At 48.8% G+C, this 16315-nt stretch carries 11 protein-coding genes; 5 read left to right on the top strand and 6 right to left on the bottom strand.

What is annotated here, in order from left to right; all coding sequences use genetic code 11:
• Window positions 1–113: 113 nt before the first annotated feature.
• Window positions 114–2453, bottom strand: a complete 2340-nt coding sequence (locus J7439_RS07655) for a M26 family metallopeptidase (protein WP_209201241.1) — start codon at window positions 2451–2453, stop codon at window positions 114–116.
• Between the two features lie 868 nt (window positions 2454–3321).
• On the opposite strand from J7439_RS07655, the gene J7439_RS07650 reads away from it, so the two are divergent.
• Together J7439_RS07650 and J7439_RS07645 are read left to right on the top strand one after the other, a co-directional pair.
• A complete protein-coding gene (locus J7439_RS07650) occupies window positions 3322–4284 on the top strand; it encodes a hypothetical protein (protein WP_209201240.1) in 963 nt (320 codons plus the stop codon).
• Window positions 4285–4783: 499 nt separating this feature from the next.
• A complete protein-coding gene (locus J7439_RS07645) occupies window positions 4784–5299 on the top strand; it encodes an RING finger protein (RefSeq protein WP_209201239.1) in 516 nt (171 codons plus the stop codon).
• Window positions 5300–5334: 35 nt separating this feature from the next.
• Here the strand turns inward: J7439_RS07645 and J7439_RS07640 are convergent, their stop codons facing one another.
• Complete coding sequence (locus J7439_RS07640; protein ID WP_209201238.1) at window positions 5335–7569, bottom strand: ankyrin repeat domain-containing protein; 2235 nt, start codon at window positions 7567–7569, stop codon at window positions 5335–5337.
• 719 nt (window positions 7570–8288) lie between these two features.
• On the opposite strand from J7439_RS07640, the gene J7439_RS07635 reads away from it, so the two are divergent.
• On the top strand, window positions 8289–8960 hold the full coding sequence (locus J7439_RS07635) for a hypothetical protein (RefSeq protein WP_209201237.1): 672 nt from the start codon (window positions 8289–8291) through the stop codon (window positions 8958–8960).
• A gap of 392 nt (window positions 8961–9352) precedes the next feature.
• On the opposite strand, the gene J7439_RS07630 is transcribed toward J7439_RS07635, so the two are convergent.
• From J7439_RS07630 to J7439_RS07620, 3 genes are all read right to left on the bottom strand, one after another.
• Window positions 9353–10066, bottom strand: a complete 714-nt coding sequence (locus tag J7439_RS07630; protein WP_209201236.1) for a hypothetical protein — start codon at window positions 10064–10066, stop codon at window positions 9353–9355.
• A gap of 253 nt (window positions 10067–10319) precedes the next feature.
• A complete protein-coding gene (locus J7439_RS07625) occupies window positions 10320–11087 on the bottom strand; it encodes a class II glutamine amidotransferase (RefSeq protein ID WP_209201235.1) in 768 nt (255 codons plus the stop codon).
• Window positions 11088–11110: 23 nt separating this feature from the next.
• Window positions 11111–11527, bottom strand: coding sequence for a hypothetical protein (locus J7439_RS07620; RefSeq protein ID WP_209201234.1), 417 nt, complete (start codon window positions 11525–11527; stop codon window positions 11111–11113).
• 293 nt (window positions 11528–11820) lie between these two features.
• On the opposite strand from J7439_RS07620, the gene htpG reads away from it, so the two are divergent.
• Complete coding sequence (gene htpG, locus J7439_RS07615; protein ID WP_209201233.1) at window positions 11821–13737, top strand: molecular chaperone HtpG; 1917 nt, start codon at window positions 11821–11823, stop codon at window positions 13735–13737.
• A 126-nt stretch (window positions 13738–13863) separates the two neighbouring features.
• On the opposite strand, the gene J7439_RS07610 is transcribed toward htpG, so the two are convergent.
• Window positions 13864–14559 carry a hypothetical protein gene (locus J7439_RS07610; RefSeq protein WP_209201232.1) on the bottom strand — a complete coding sequence of 232 codons (696 nt, stop codon included), beginning with the start codon at window positions 14557–14559 and terminating at the stop codon, window positions 13864–13866.
• A 385-nt stretch (window positions 14560–14944) separates the two neighbouring features.
• On the opposite strand from J7439_RS07610, the gene J7439_RS07605 reads away from it, so the two are divergent.
• On the top strand, window positions 14945–16303 hold the full coding sequence (locus J7439_RS07605) for a protein kinase domain-containing protein (RefSeq protein WP_209201231.1): 1359 nt from the start codon (window positions 14945–14947) through the stop codon (window positions 16301–16303).
• Window positions 16304–16315: the final 12 nt, after the last annotated feature.

Here is a 16315-nt window from a genome sequence, read left to right as displayed (position 1 = left end):
ATATATCTTGCTCCTGCCACCGGCTGAGACCGGGCATCTCGTAGCGAGGACAGCAGAAAATTGAGGATAAAAATCCGGTTTTGTGAGGTTAAAGCGGAGCTATTTTAGACCAATTATAAATGGGTACAATCAGTTTGGTTTATTAAGGGTTCCAAAGGTGTTTCGGGTATTTGTGCCTGGTTCCGACGATGGTATTGGTACAAAGCGCATAGACCAATGCCTGCAAGGATCGTCATAGCTATACCCAGGCTGACACCCAGAGCCACCCCCGTGCTCAGGGTTCCAACCAATGGTGCGGGCGTTGTGGGTAGTGTCGGTGTTGAGGGCATGCCAGCAGATGTCATTGATGCTTCCGGTAACGTCACCACGGTTTCTGTCACTGGTGCTGTGGTTGTCATTGCAGCCATTGCCAATGGTGCTGTGGTAGTGATCGTGGGATTGATGGACGTTAACGGCGTTGTGATGGTGTGGCCTGTAATGGTTGTATCGGACATTACCAGCTCGCTGAGCGGGGCCGGGGTTGTCAGAGTTGGGCTGGACTGCGGGCTGGTTGTGTTGGCCATTGCCGGTTGTTGTGAGGTTGTATCAGCCATCACGGTGGTTTTATTGACGGGTGCCCCTATTGGCTGAGAAACCGAGCCCGGAGCAGTGGGGGAGCTTGAACAGTTCCAGTGATCTTCGGTGAATGAATCAGGGTTCAGCTGGCAATCACTGGTCACAAAACGTGGATCAGCCGTACGACACAACCCGGGTAAAGTAACATTGCCGAAGTTTTTCGGTTTACCGTTAACCCAACTGTTCAGGGATGCGGTACGCACCTCTTTGCCTGAACCCCCAGCCTGACCAATATCTGCATGATGGCCGGTGACTGAGCTGTTCACTGCGGTGGTATCATTAACTTGCCCCTCGTTCTCACCTGCACCAATAGCAGCCCTGGAACAGTTGTGACTTGCTGAAACAGAACAACCGATAGCCGTTATGCCGTTGATTTCACTTTGACTATTAGGGAGAAACCCACCGCCAATAGCAGCAAAGCTGTATTCACCCTCTGTACTGACATGGCTATTCAGGGCAACAAGCTCGCTCACCTTGCCACCAACAGTCGGATGCAGCCTGCCAACATGCCCTCCACCAATCGCAGCATCCCCGCCGATTCTTCCCGTCGTTTTGACATTACAGTTGACTACGGTGAGTTGTTTTATCTGGCCAGTGACCGCCCCACCACCTATAGCCGTTGGAGAAGAGCCCCCTTCGCTGGTAACATCACTGTCTCTAACGATCATGTGCTCGATGCGACCACCAACCAATCCTCCCCCGGCTCCGGTGAAGGTTTGCATCGCTGAAGAAGTGACTGAACAGTCAACAATCTCAATGTCTCTCAGAATGCTCCCTTTTTCCTGAAGCCCGGTGATCACCCCGATGCTGCTGTATTGCCCTAGAACTTTCCGTTTGCTGAATGAAACGTTGGCATGCTCAACCCGGACATCAGTGACCGCAGATCCTTCGGACATTTTACAGGCCAATACAGCAGAGTGCTGCTTTTTGGGTAGATCATCAATGTTGGTATTGGCAATAAGCAGATTGTTAACGTCGGCACCGGACCCGAGTTCACCAAACAAGCAGTCCTTCAGATCGCTTATGGTATGGCACCCACCGTCGAAATGACCCTTAAATGGCTTGGTTTCACTGCCAACCGGAACGCCGGTGTTATGGCTGAAGCTTTTTCTCTGTTGATAGTGGGCGTCCATGGGATAGTTATCGTTACTTCCGATTTTGCCCAGTGCTTTACTATCATCCACGGGTATCGGGTTGTTCCGGGACCCTGGTTTTCCTTCTGCGGGCTGGGCCGAAGCACTCGCCATCCGATCCATCGCCATCAGGGCGACGGTTGCTATGGCCGGACCGGATACACTGACTGTTGTACCGGAAGCGGTTACTGGCTTACCCGGCTTTTCAGCTTCCCGGTTTTTATTGGTGATATTTTGTGAATGGTTTTCTGACTCATTTTCCGAACCGTTGGTTGACTCTTTAACCGGCTCTTTACCCGATTCTTTACCCGACTTGCCCATATTGTCCAGGCTATGAGCCAGGGAAAAGGAAGAGCAGAGTGTTCCTACCGCATCACTCACTGCACTGGCATGTGGTACCCAGCAGGAAATTGCCTTGCTGGCCAGCCCAACCCCTTGTAAGACATTCGACACTAAATTTGTTTTGTCGTTTTTATTTTCAGCAGACATCGTATTGGCAGCCAGGGTAGTTGGCTGAATGGTTTGTCGTTGATGTTCAGGAACATAATTGGGAGAAAGAGAGCTTATTAAAGCGGTAACACCTGACTGGACAGCAACTGCAAACGTTCCTAATGTGCCGGTGGGGTTGTTTTTTGCCGGTTCGTCAAGGCCGGGATTGGCGGTTACATCTGACAGGGCTGCATGAGTTGAAGAAAGTGGCTGCATAATTCAATCCATAGATATTGTCCCGGTTAAACATTCAAAATTCCATTGTCGTATGGGTGCAAAACAAAACTTATGGTAGAGTAGTCTATAGTCTGGAAGGCTTTTTTGTCGTTATTTCAGTTTTGGTAAGATTGCTTTGGACTACATAAAGCCCACATCAATTCCTTTCCTGATTATCACTGACCTTACGTCATGAATCAGCTGCTAAAGCAACACTGGCGCTGGTGCGACTCAAAGCGCAATGTTACCTGAATGAGCTGCCGTTGAATAGCGAGACGATCTCACCAGATTCGGAGGGCAGGGACAACGAACGTGGTGGTTGGTTGCTCGAAAGAGCGTGTTTTTATAAATGGCAAGAGTGCTTTGCGATGTAAGTTTCTTTTTGATAACCACATGACCTTTGGCATTAACACCATGTAGCTGGAAACTCTTTTTACTCAGATCAATTCTGAGGAAAGCTACCGGACCTTTTTGATTAGTTCCTGATTTGTTTTGCGTCAAGAAGAAAGACCAGTGCCCCCCCCCAAGTTTTCAAGCTTTCATAGCCATAGCAATTCCTTATGCTTGGTTGACATAAATAAATAGTGAGTGAGTGGCGAGAGGTAGGAACTTTTATAAAAAAGCATGGTCCTAAGCTGTAATTCGATAATTCATTAATTCAATGAATAGACCAGCTTCTTCTCAATTAAGTCCAGCCCCTAATGGCCTTTCTGATATTCAGGGCATGTCTTTAGCTGAATCTGGTGCAACAGGTCAGGCTTTCTCCAGAATGGTTACTGAAGTTGGACAACCTGTAACTAACCATCACATGACTGACCGATCTACAAGTTCAGATAATCAAGGGTATTTAAATCCTGAAAAAAAATGGTTGAAAGATTTCGCTGTACAAAATCAAACTGGCTATGAAGATTCTCCCGCATTTCCAGTAGCTATACCACTGGAAAATTATCAGGTTGCAGAATATGACCCTGAAAATAATACTTTTTCGATATACTCCTTTACAAAGGGTGTTCAATCAACCTCGCAAAACTCGACAGATGTTGATACCAAACTTAATCCACCTATTCAAATTCCTGATCAAGACGGCATTGGTAATTTCTCTAAATCTACAGCTTCGATTGCGATTATTACCCCACAATTGAAAAGTGAACATCTTCAGCAATATACATCTCCTGCGATTCAAGCCGAAGAAGCTATTGATGAAAATTCTTCACATATTGAATGCCAACGGGAGCTTCGCAAAGATCCCGCTTACGCCGAGCGCGAAAGGGAGCGCAAAAGGGAGCTTCGCAAAGATCCCGCTTACGCCGAGCGCGAAAGGGAGCGCAAAAGGGAGCTTCGCAAAGATCCCGCTTACGCCGAGCGCGAAAGGGAGCGCCAAAGAGAGCGCAAAAGGGAGCTTCGCAAAGATCCCGCTTACGTGGAGCGCGAAAGGGAGCGCCAAAGGGAGCGCGAAAGGGAGCGCTACCAGACAGATCCCGCTTACGCCGAGCGCCAAAGGGAGCGCCAAAGGGAACTTCGCAAAGATCCCGCTTACGCCGCGCGCCAAAGGGAGTACTATAGGGAGCGCCAAAGGGAGCTTCGCAAAGATCCCGCTTACGCAGAGCGCCAAAGGGAGCGCCAAAGGGAGCTTCGCAGAGATCCCGCTTACGCCGAGCGCGAAAGGGAACGCCAAAGGGAGCTTCGCAGAGATCCCGCTTACGCCGAGCGCGAAAGGGAACGCCAAAGGGAGCTTCGCAAAAATCCCACTTGCGCCAAGCGTCAAAGGGGGCGCAAAAAGCAGTATCGTCAGTCAGCCAATTCAGCTAAAACTCAGGTGATTTACCACTGACGGGAAAAGGTCAGGTCAACCTGATTGTTACTGAAATGGCGGTCATGAGGTCACTGAAAACGGACTATTGTTAACAGCAATTGCTGTGGATACCACCCTGGGAGGCTGTCCGAGAATAGACTGCCCTACTGCGGCGACAGCAAATTGGTCTAAAAATCCTCTTTTGTTCGGCAAATAGCCCCGCTATTCACCTCACAAAACCGAATTTTTATCCTCAATTTTCTGTCGTCCTCGCTACGGGGTCGCCTAGACGGGCGCTATTCTCGGACAGCCTCCTGGAGCAGGTCATCAAAGCCACGGATGCAGAACTTTGGCAGCGACCTGAAAACACTCGGGGAGATTGAATATTGCCCGCCAGATAGCCTTGGGGGTTGGCATGTTCACAGAGAGTACCGCCTGGTTTTGTTTGTGCAAAAATGAAGTTATTGAACTTATCCCTGAATCATCAGTCTAAGGCAGTTACGACGAATATCTGAGTTGATCAAGAGGTAATAATGAAATGGCTAACGCGGTGGCAGCGGACTGTTGTGGGCTATGCCAGATGGATTTTGGCCATCATGCTGAGCTTGTCATGTGCGCCCAGGGCCACGCATTTCATAAAAAGTGCGTGGTGGTTCCTCCCCATATACGCGCGAATTGCCCGGTGGAAAGCTGTGGTGAGCCATTTACCTCTTACGAAAAGAGTCTGGGTAATCGGCTGGCCGAATCTTTTATTATCGAGATCGGGTGGAGTGATAGTTACAGGCAGGCAGTGAGGGAACTTGCCAATGAACTCGGCATTTCTTATGAGTATGCAAGTGCAGTTCTGACTGAGACTGATTTCTTGAAGTTGTGTCTTGAGGCAATACCTGAAACTTTTCTTGAATTGCTTTCAAGTCGTTCATTTTTATTGCTAGTGGGTGCAATAATTGCGTTGTATGGTTTGCCAATCCTGAGCGATTATTTTCAGCAACAATTTTATCCAGGTGATTCTGTGGCTAATGAAGAAACTGAAGTAGTAATTTCTATTCAATAACATGAGTTTTTGCCTCATCAGCCCCATCTTACATTTCACTCATTCGTTGACTCATCGCCCTCAGGGCTTCCCGCAAGCTGTTGTTGCAGGAATTGAACCACCTCCTGATGGTTCTCTTGCCTGGCAATGGAAAGTACGTCCGCATTTTCAGCCGGGTTGGAGTAGTGAATGTTGGCACCCTGTTGACACAGGTACATGACGGTATCCAGACGACCAGACTCTGATGCAGTCCAGAGTGCGCTGCCAAGACTCTGGCATTCCACATTAACGTCAGCCCCCAGCTCAACAAGATACTTCACCACATCAATAATGCCTCTTTGTGCCGCTAACCAGAGGAGGTCGGAGATGTCAGGCCTGGGGTTAGCACTGAAATGGGTCTTGAATGCGCCGAGCAGGTACTTTATTGCGTTCAGTTGGCCTCGACGGGTCGCTTCAGTGAGTGCCATGGAGATGTGTGACGGCTTGATATGCTGCAGTATCGCCTTATCTTCAAACAGGTACTCCAATACGGGGCAATGACCTCCGTTTGCGGCGACATTGAGCAAAAGGTCTGCTTCAATTATTGCGGATTTATGTACCAGATGTTTGACCAGCCCAAGGTGCCCTTGCGCTGCGGCCTCAACGACAGGCGTAGTGCGCCCGCTACTGTTGGCATTAACATCTGCACCTTTTTCCAGCAGATATTCCACGATCTTCCCGAAACCCCTACCCGTTGCTGCGTAGATAGGGGTACACAAGCCTGAATGATTGGCATTGACATTGACGCCCCTGTCAAGCAGGTATGCCACGGTATTCATACTGCCAGCGCTGGCCGCCCAATGGAGTGGCGAACCCGACCCGGCATCGTGAAGTCTTGCGCCCTTGCTGTCCAGGAATTTGGCCAGTTCAAAGTGCCCCTGGGCGCAGGCCTGGCATATTGGGGTTTGTTGGCCCCGGCAGTTGGCGTGAATGTCTGCACCCTTGTCCAGTAGCCACGCCACCGCTTTGATGGAGCCACTGCGGGCCGCGGAAGAGATCGGGGAATAGTGACCCCTCGCATTAATGTTGATGGTTGCCCTGCTGGCAATGTAATCCATCATCACCACCTTGCCACCCTCTGCAGCGTGGCGGAATAGGGCGGAGCCAAGGCCGGGAGCATCAATTCTCAGCTTGTAACGCTCAAGCAGGTACTCCACCAGTTGCCGACTGCCAGAATAGGCAGCAGCCTCAATGGGGTAAGGTTTTTTCCAGGGGTAGGTATTACTGTTGATGGCGTCAAAGTCCTCGCAACCGGCGTTGATGTCCGCCCCCTGGTCAAGCAGATATTTGACCGTTTGCAGGTTACCGCTGCAACAGGCTGCCCAGATCAGGGTATTTTCACCGGTTTCACCATGGCTATTGTTTGCGCCTCGCTCAAGCAGTAACCTGACCAGCTCAGAATGGCCGCAGGATGCCGCGGCATAAACCGGGGTAAGCTGCCCGGTACTCTGGTTATCAATGTCTTCGCCCCGATTGAGCAGATACTCTACGACTCTGGAGGATCCTATTTTGGCGGCATGGTGAATCGGGGCACCCCTGCCCGGGCAACCGATTTGCAAACGGGCACCGTTCATTTCCAGAAACGCCACCAGATCCTGATGGCCACCTTTAATGGCCCAGTACAGTGGCGAATTGACACCTGTGGTGCTGCCAGCCTGTATGTCGGCATGATGTTCCAGCAGAATCTGGACTATCTCCCGATGCCCGGCAGCGGCAGCTCCTGTCAGTGGTGCATGGAGAGGGGTACTGCACTCAAGATGTGCCCCGGAAGACAGCAGAAGCTTTACCAATTCAGGATTGCCAGTCATTGCGGCCAGCCGGAGTGGGGTGTATGACGATTCCTGCTCAACAGTCCTGGCCAGTTGGGCAGCGATAGAGGGGTCTACCCCGCTAATGTTGACAGGTTGTTGATCCAGTGTCGCAATCTGGCTGGAGAGGTTGCAATTAACATCGGCACCCTGTTGAAGTAATGCTGAAATGGCGTAAATTTCTCCATTCAAAATTCCGGACAGCAATTGCAATTGCCAGTTTTCCGGCAGGGGCTGTGGGTTATGATGCCCTGATGGTGCGATGGTTCTTTCTATCAGGGCAGTGTCGGGGACAGGGCTGTGGGCAGGGGACGTCTCTTTTGGCAAGGCAGGAAGAACAGGAGCTGACGACTTATCGGTGGCATCAAGGCCAGAAGGCTTTTTGTCGGTGGATGTGCCGATGAATGTACCCTGGCCATCAGGACTGGAAACTGCACCATACATATTTTTGATCCTAATTCAGTTTTAAAAAATTGTTGGACATTTATTTCTCCTTTTCTATCCCCCCGGATAATTATTTTTATATGGAACTAATGTATTAAAAAAGTGACTGAAACTTAAATAAAGAATGAGTTGTGAAAGAGAGGAACTTTTATCAGAAGGTGTGGTCTTAAGCTGTAATTCAACAATTCAATAATTCAATGGATCAAACCAATCAATTTCCTTCATACAATGCTTCTTTTTCTTTTCTTTGTTCCAGCGCATTAGGTTTAGTCGATCAAGAACAGCAATTTGGTGCCACCGAACAGCAGCCTGTTTATCAAGGCATACCAGTTCGATTGCTGAACCCTGTTTCTATTTACAATAGCGGACCAGAGATATATCAAAATGAAGCTGATCATTCTAATTCATTAATTAAACATAATATTGAATCTCTAATAAACTTTGATTCAGAAAACGCTTCTGGAACAGGTATTCAAGAGATACCACAATCCATTCTTGATGAATATGTTCCTTACCGGGATGATTATGAACCTGTTAATAATCCATTATTACCAACACCAAGTACTCCCTTTCAGGAGCTCATATCGTGGGACAAGCTTGAAATTAGAGAGCAAACAACAGCGAATCATACAAGCTCAGGTTTACAGTTAACCAATCTTCCTGCCGGAATTCATAGCTCACAAGATTTACGGCCAATTGCTGTCGTTAATCCGTTATACATGCACCAAGCTATAAGTGATAACCAAACAACCCAGGCAGAAGTTAATGTTGATGGCAGTTCTTCACTTGCCGAGCGCCAAAGGGAGCGCATAAGGGAACGCCAAAGGGAGCGCAAAAGGGAGCTTCGCAAAGATCCCGTTTACGCCGAGCGCGAAAGGGAGCGCCGAAGGTGGCACTACCGGACAAATCCCACTTACGCTAAGCGCCAAAGGGAGCGCAAAAGGGAGCTTCGCAAAGATCCCGCTTACACCGAGCGCGAAAGGGAGCGCCAAAGGGAGCTTCGCAAAGATCCCGCTTACACCGAGCGCGAAAGGGAGCGCCAAAGGGAGCGCTACCAGATAGATCCCGCTTACGCCGAGCGCGAAAGGGAGCGCAAAAGGGAGCGCTACCAGACAGATCCCGCTTACGCCGAGCGTATAAGGGAGCGCCAAAGGGAGCGCCAAAGGGAGTTTCGCAAAGATCCCGCTTACGCGGAGGGACAAAAGATCTATAAAAAGACCTACCAAAGAATCAAAATACAAACCTCCAACAAGGAAGAAGCTAAAGAGCAAGCTGTAATCGCAAGAGAGCGGTATCTTCAGTCAGTCCATTCAGCTAAAAACTCAGGTGATTTACCACTGACTGCTGATTTAGCTGAAACAACCCAGAGTTCTAACCCGGATATTTCATAAACTGCCCCGAATCTCGCGCGGGACTTTGTCGCTCTAAGGGATTTTGTGAGGGAGCGCCGTACCGGGGAGTACGGTCGACTGAACAAAACTCCCTTAGAGCGGCAAAGGATAAGCGAGAGCGGGAGTACGTTTATGGAATATCCGGGCTAGGCCTTTTTCTTTTTTTAATGTGTTTATTACAATGTCAGACTCGGGCAGAGGGATAATCGCTCTTTTGTTTATCGGAACCGGCGGTGGCCTGGAACCATCAAAATTGCCTTCAGCGGAACTGAGCCCGACTTTGGTAGATGGCCCCGAACTCTCGGCAAAGTACTGGCTGGTTCCGGAGGACTCAAGGCCCTGATCCCGGAACGAAAGCCAGGCTATTATTTTGGTCAGATAAATCGTTGTGTTTACCTGGCTATTAAATCTCCGTACCCCCAAATCAGGGTACCGATGATACTTGCCAGCAGGATCACCCAGTCGCACTCACTGGCTGTTCTTTTTACTTTCCTTTCGGTGATGCTGGCATTGCCGATCTGTTCAGCAAGGTCCTTTAATTTTACGTCCCCTTCCCGGGGTAATTTATGGTTGGGGGCTTCAATCATCAGCTCACGGCTTGGCAGTTTTTCACTTCTCTTTCTCAGGGTAATAAATGTCACCAACATGGCCCAGCAGACGACGACGGACCCTGACCGCTGGAAAAGTGCCTGATCGTCATCGCGGGTTATGTCTGAAATCAGCGAAGCGGTAACTGTTGTTGCGGTGGCCAGAGTGCTGAGGATAAAGGTGCTATTCCACTTTTTATTGCGTTCCCACCAGTTATTATGCCTGAGACAGGCAGGTTCTGAGCCTTCACGAGGTAATTCGTCGTTTTCCGGCCTTAAGGTGTGCATATTGATAATGTATGCATCCCGATTATCCTGCCAGGATGAAGATGATAGGCCCGGGAGAGGCGCAGTCAGCCGATTTTGGCGCAGATCACTTTTATCATCAGCCATTTTTGACTGGGTTGAGGTTAAGCAGGAAAGGGAGGAAACGTGTTCTTTTCTTGAGGCAAAAGATCGGTCATTAATCAATGCATGGCCAGGATCTACGGTTTCATCTTCTACTCTGCACGTTGACATGTTAATCGGTTCAGGAAGCTCTCTGGTGCTTCTGCCATGGAATAGAGAATCTTTTGAACTTCGTGTTTTTTGGGCTTGATACCGACTGTCATCAAGTTGGCCGGTGTTTATATCATGTGCTGACGCAGGTCTGCTGATCGGTGTACTCATCATAACCCCCCCGGGCTAACCTATAAGCCGCTGAACTGGATAGAGACCTGCCAAGTGTAATTGCTTGTTGATGACTGGTTTTCAGTTATGCAGAATTTTTTACTCAGGCAGCAAGTTCGCCATTATCAAAAACCACCATGTTGCCCGGCTGAATAGCGTGCCAGGTCTCATTAATGGTTAACGGGTCAGTGGCTACTACGGTGACAATGTCGTTTTCTGTGGTTTCCCTGGCAAAATCCACCGTAATGTCGTCATCTTTGAGACTGGCCTGATTAAACGGCGCTCTGCGGGTTATCCAGTGCAACCGGGTGCTGCAGTAGCAATAGAGGTAACGGGAGTCGGTCAGCAACATATTAAATACGCCCAGCCCACGCAGTTCGTCACAGAGCTGGCGGATGAAGCGTTGCAGTGTACTCACCCTTTTGGGTGGTTTGGGGAATCGCTCACGCACCTGGTCCATGATCCAGCAAAAAGCGTACTCACTGTCCGTGGTTCCCACCGGCAAGTAGTGTTTCAGGGGGAATTTTTTGATGCCTTTCAATTGGCCGTTGTGAGCAAAGGTCCAGTGTTTGCCCCAGAGTTCCCGGGTAAAGGGGTGGGTGTTTTCCAGGGCAATTCTGCCTGCGTTTGCCTGGCGGATATGACTGATCACGATGGTGCTTTTGATCGGGTAGCGGCAGACCAGGTTGGCAATTTCAGAATCACAGCTTGGGTTGGGGTCACGAAATTCCCGTAACCCTTTGCCTTCATAGAACGTGATTCCCCAGCCATCACTGTGGGGGCCGGTTTTACCCCCGCGCTGCATCAGGCCACGGAAGCTGAACACAATATCCGTAGGCGTGTTGGCACTCATTCCAAGAAGTTCACACATTAGTTGACAAATCGCGGTTAAGTTCAGGATTTCTGGTTAGATGCAGGGCCCAGGGCGGGTTCCTTGCGTTGATGTTGAGCGTGGTTTGTCCGGGGCTTTTGCCTTTTGTCAGGAGCTGTTTTTTTTGCCTTGCCGACCGGTAATAACACGCCTGCAATCGCTGCAACACCGGTGGCAATGGCCACAGTCCGACCCGTTCGCCACATGGCGTCAACTCCCAGGCTAAGGCCGTCATAAAGACTGATAAGGAAGGCCGGGCCAAGATAGCTCTGCTCGGGGTGAACAGTACCGGGCAGGAAAAACAGTACAGCAAAAGCCAGCATCAGAGGTCGCTTTAGCCGCGGATGCCAATTACCAACAATAAACCACAGGCTCAGCAGGCAGCCGAAGGCTCCTGCCAGGTAAACTGCCCATCCCCAAAAATACTGCAATTCCGTCATTGACTCTCCAACAACCGCCATTGAACCAATGGCGGTTAATGTTATTTACCGCCTTCCTTTGGTGTTGTCAGGAGGTGGCGCTGGTATGACCAGCCAAAATGAAACGATCGTATTAACTAAATAACCGACAAGGGTGCATTTTGCATCAATTGACCACCATATGAAAACAGCCGCTGATGATAAAATGAAATTTAATATTCAAAGACCTGAAGAGGGTTGAAATCTCCACCACTGCCCATATCTCCTGACTATCAAAATACTCAATGTGATGATTAACCGGGATTGAGGTTCTAATGGCAGTCGAAACGAAAAAAGAAACGCTGGGCTTTCAGACTGAGGTGAAACAGCTTCTGCACCTGATGATTCACTCTCTCTATTCCAATCGGGAGATTTTTTTACGGGAGCTGATTTCCAACGCTTCCGATGCCGCAGACAAACTGCGTTACCAGGCACTCAAGAACAGTGAGTTGCTGGAAAGTGACCCAAATCTTGAAGTCAGGGTGGATTACGATAAGGAAGCCAAAACCGTCACCATCGCCGATAACGGCATTGGCATGAACCGTGACGATGTGATTGCCCATCTGGGTACTATCGCCAAATCCGGTACTTCGGACTTCCTGAAAACACTGACCGGTGACCAGAAGAAAGATTCTCAGCTGATCGGTCAGTTTGGTGTTGGTTTCTATTCCGCATTTATTGTTGCTGACAAGGTGACCGTTGAAACCCGCAAGGTAGACACAGAAGAGGCCGTGCGCTGGGTGTCTGATGGTTCCGGTGAGTTTACCGTTGAGCCAATAACGAAAGAGAAACGGGGTACCACCATTATTCTGCACCTGAAGCCTGAAGCTGAAGAGTATGCTGATGGTTGGCGTCTGCGTAATATCATCCGCAAATACTCTGACCATATCTCCATGCCCATTCTGATGCGCAAGGAAGAGATGCCAGCGACAGAGGAAGAAGAAGACAAAGAAGAGAAAGACAAAGCGCCCGAGTGGGAAACGGTGAATACGGCGAAAGCCCTGTGGACCCGTTCCCGCAGTGATATCACGGATGATGAGTATAAAGAGTTTTACAAACACATCAGTCATGACCATACCGACCCGCTGAAGTGGAGCCACAACCGGGTAGAAGGCAAACTGGAATACAACAGCCTGCTTTATATTCCCGCCAAAGCTCCCTTTGACCTGTATAACCGTGATATGCAGAAAGGGTTGAAACTCTATGTTCAGCGTGTCTTTATCATGGATCAGGCGGATGAATTCCTGCCCATGTACCTGCGCTTTATCAAGGGTGTGGTGGACTCTAACGATCTGTCCCTGAACGTTTCCCGGGAGATCCTGCAAAAAGACCCGGCCGTTGACAGCATGAAAACCGCGCTGACCAAACGTGTGCTGGATATGCTGGAGAAACTGGCTAAGAAAGAACCTGAGCAATACGCCAGTTTCTGGAAAGAGTTTGGCCAGGTGCTCAAAGAAGGGCCGGCGGAAGATTATGCCAACCGTGAGCGTATCGCCAAGCTTCTGCGCTTCTCATCCACTGAGAGCCAGGGACTTGAGCAGGATCAATCCCTGGAAGGTTACGTTTCCCGGATGAAGGAAGGTCAGGACAAGATCTACTACATTACCGCAGAGACCCCCAAAGCGGCGGCCAACAGCCCACATCTGGAGGTATTCCGCAAGAAAGGGCTGGAAGTTCTGTTGCTTTCTGACCGCGTCGATGAGTGGCTGATGTCCCACCTGTTTGAGTTTGACGGCAAATCGTTCGTGGATATTGGCCGTGGTGATCTTGATCTCGGTAAGCTGGACTCTGAAGAAGAGAAGCAGTCCCGGGAAGAGGCGGCTAAAGAGCATGAAGATCTGGTCAAGCGCATCAGCGATGTGCTGGGTGCTGATGTCGAATCGGTTCGGGTGACCCATCGTCTGACGGACTCTCCAGCCTGTCTGGTGGTTGGGCAGAACGATATGGGGATGCAGATGCGCCGCATTATGGAAGCTGCCGGTCAGAGCATGCCAGAATCCAAACCGATCTTTGAGATTAACCCGGAACATCCATTGATTGGCCGACTGGATAAAGAAGTGGACGAAGATCGCTTTGCCGACCTGACCCGTGTGGTATTTGATCAGGCCAGTCTGGCGGCGGGTGGTCAACTGGACGATCCGGCGGCTTATGTTCAGCGTCTTAACAAGCTGTTGCTGGAAATGGCTGTCTGAAAATAGTGGGTTAAGCAGCAAAAAGGCGAAGTCATGACTTCGCCTTTTTGCTATCTGGCGGATGACCGCGTCAGGATGCCATGTTGACAATTTTGATGGGTCATCTTTGCCTGAATTTTCAAGATTCTACAAACTCCTTTCAGTCTTCTTCAACTTAATACTTTCGAGTACATCCGGAGTCATTTGAAATTGTTTAGGGGGGGATAATTTAGAACCCATCAACCCTGGTTTTGGTGCTATTGTCGGCTTCCTGTCACTTTTTATCACCTTCTTACCCGATAAAACAGCAGGCAGAGGTGGTGGTGGAGGAATCACGCCCGGACCCACAGGAACAGTGTCAATTTGCTTTGGAGCAACCCTGACAGGTTCTACTGGCTGAGATTTCGACTTTCGTGGTTCGGTGACCAGAACTCTTTCCGTTCCTTCTGTTTCTTTCCTGCGTTTTTTCAGTCTCTCAAACAGTTCTTCTATATGTTCTTTATTTAAATTTTCGTGTTTCTTCTCTCCCTTTTGTTCAGCACTGATATTGCGTTTGATTTGCGCCCATGTGTCAGGTTGTTTCATTATCGGCGGTGGTGGCGGCGCAGCGGGAGGAGGGGCTGCTGGTTTTTGTTCAGTCAGTGCGATTTTCGGCATACTCTTATACATTCGGGAATCACTGCCGGATTTAGTGCTATCTGAACTGGCAGGCATGTGAATATTCTCTGCACAACCAGTTATTTTATGATTTTTAAAACTTCCTTTTTTAGGCTTATTAGTATTTTTATTGTCTGATTTATCCGCAGTATGTAAAAGTTGGGCGATTTTTGGTGAAATTCTCATGGCAACTTCTCCCTTAGAGTACTTAAGCTATTCCATGGTTAATTATTTTTGTTGCGCCAATTTCTAATTCATTTAATTATTGTCTTTTTAATGATTATTATAAATAAGACTTTTGGATAAAAAGGTGACTTACGATGGATATCCGAGCCCGGAAATATCATAATTAACTTCTTGCTAATGTCCTGGTGTTGTTAAACTTCCTGCCTTGGGGGGGCTGATCCGGTAAATTTCCAGAGTACTACCACAGTAGCAGCGGTTATTTGCGATGATGAACTGTAATTCATTGATGTGCAGGAATTTTCTGACCGAATCCAGTTTTTTTGGCAAAGTCGCTGCCTTTCATGTCGATAAGTTGCTCTATCAGAGCAACTAAAGTTTACAGGCAATGAAACCACTCAACCATTCTGCCTCAACGCCTCCCACTATTAACTCTGAAAAGGAGGGAAATCAAGCCCATACCGACCAGGCTGACCGGCAACACACGAATAAATCCAAAACCCCAACTGTCACAAAACACATCCTGACAACCGAAAATGACGTTGGCTATGAAAGTCGTGGCACCTCCTTGTCCAGTCGCTCCGGGTCATCAATCGATGATAACGGAATACTCCTGACCCCATGCTCCGAAGGCTCGGAAGATTCAGTTTTCTGGGAAAACAGTGACCACTCGATACTGAGCGAACAGGCTTCAATCACTAAAACACTTGGACACGGTGCCACTGCGATTGTCGACCTGGTCGAACAAACCGATGTTCATGGAAACTCTGAAAAGTTTGCCCTGAAAAGGTCAATAACAAACTCCTGTCACGAAGCGGCTACAGAGTCTCTGAATCGGGAAGCAGAGATAATGAAAAAAGTAGGCGACCATCCAAATATTGTAAATTGCTATGGTTTTGAGCAGGTCGATAACCGGTCAGGATTACTTTTTGAGTTCATAGATGGGCAAAATCTGCAAACGCTGACCATCACACTCATACACCAACTGAAAACAGGAATTATCACGCCTGACGAGTTTTTTAATGCCTATGCCTATCTGCAGGAACAGCAACTGTTTGCCTTGGCGCATCTTGAAAAACAAGGCATTGTTCACTCTGATGTTAAACCATTCAACTGTATGTTTGACAAGAACACCCAAAGCGTTAAACAGCTGGACTTCGGGCAAGCTGCTGTAGTCGGAGAAAGTTCGCATTTTGGCAGTGAGGATTTCGCCGCACCAGATACTTTCAAATTACTGAAAGACCTGAACGCACATATCCCGGCAAAAACAGCAGACGATGCTTTTGCTTATGGTCAAAGTCTCTACAGAGTTCTGAAAGAGCTGGAAACCGGAACAGCCGCCAGCTTCTGTCACGATGCCGAACTAGACACCTTTTTTCCTCCAGAGCGTCAAGCCCGGGCTCTGGCAATTTCCCACGCCATGCAGAGATACGAAACCGTAAAGCCCGATAACACTTACCATAAGGCCATACCCAATGATAAAAAAAGCCTGGAGCAACTGAGCTTGAGAGTAGCTTCTGTAAGCCATCCAAATATCCAGGATTTCAATACACTGACCCAGAAGGCTGAGGCCTTAAAACGCTACCTTGAGCCGATGGTTTCCTTAATCAATGATCTTTTACACCCAAACCCGTCATTACGTGTTCTCCCTTCCAAAGCATTGCATTATCAGTGGTTTGAAAAATGCATCTCCAGTCCTGAGGAAGCGAAAAAGACCCAGGTTTTCGCGGTTGAAAACAGAGCATGAACCAGGCTGATG

It is taken from the genome of Salinisphaera sp. G21_0, from assembly GCF_017744115.1.
GTDB lineage: Bacteria > Pseudomonadota > Gammaproteobacteria > Pseudomonadales > Endozoicomonadaceae > Endozoicomonas.
Note: the sequence above shows the minus strand (reverse complement) of the source record. Positions and strands in the feature narration are given on the sequence as shown.

Excerpts from the sequence above, each read along its gene's own strand:
- J7439_RS07645 (WP_209201239.1), top strand. The coding sequence starts at position 4,784 with ATGGCTAACGCGGTGGCAGCGGACTGTTGTGGGCTATGCCAGATGGAT.
- htpG (WP_209201233.1), top strand. The coding sequence starts at position 11,821 with ATGGCAGTCGAAACGAAAAAAGAAACGCTGGGCTTTCAGACTGAGGTG.
- J7439_RS07640 (WP_209201238.1), bottom strand. The coding sequence starts at position 7,569 with ATGTATGGTGCAGTTTCCAGTCCTGATGGCCAGGGTACATTCATCGGC.
- J7439_RS07635 (WP_209201237.1), top strand. The coding sequence starts at position 8,289 with ATGCACCAAGCTATAAGTGATAACCAAACAACCCAGGCAGAAGTTAAT.
- J7439_RS07655 (WP_209201241.1), bottom strand. The coding sequence starts at position 2,453 with ATGCAGCCACTTTCTTCAACTCATGCAGCCCTGTCAGATGTAACCGCC.
- J7439_RS07605 (WP_209201231.1), top strand. The coding sequence starts at position 14,945 with ATGAAACCACTCAACCATTCTGCCTCAACGCCTCCCACTATTAACTCT.
- J7439_RS07620 (WP_209201234.1), bottom strand. The coding sequence starts at position 11,527 with ATGACGGAATTGCAGTATTTTTGGGGATGGGCAGTTTACCTGGCAGGA.
- J7439_RS07610 (WP_209201232.1), bottom strand. The coding sequence starts at position 14,559 with ATGAGAATTTCACCAAAAATCGCCCAACTTTTACATACTGCGGATAAA.
- J7439_RS07625 (WP_209201235.1), bottom strand. The coding sequence starts at position 11,087 with ATGTGTGAACTTCTTGGAATGAGTGCCAACACGCCTACGGATATTGTG.
- J7439_RS07630 (WP_209201236.1), bottom strand. The coding sequence starts at position 10,066 with ATGTCAACGTGCAGAGTAGAAGATGAAACCGTAGATCCTGGCCATGCA.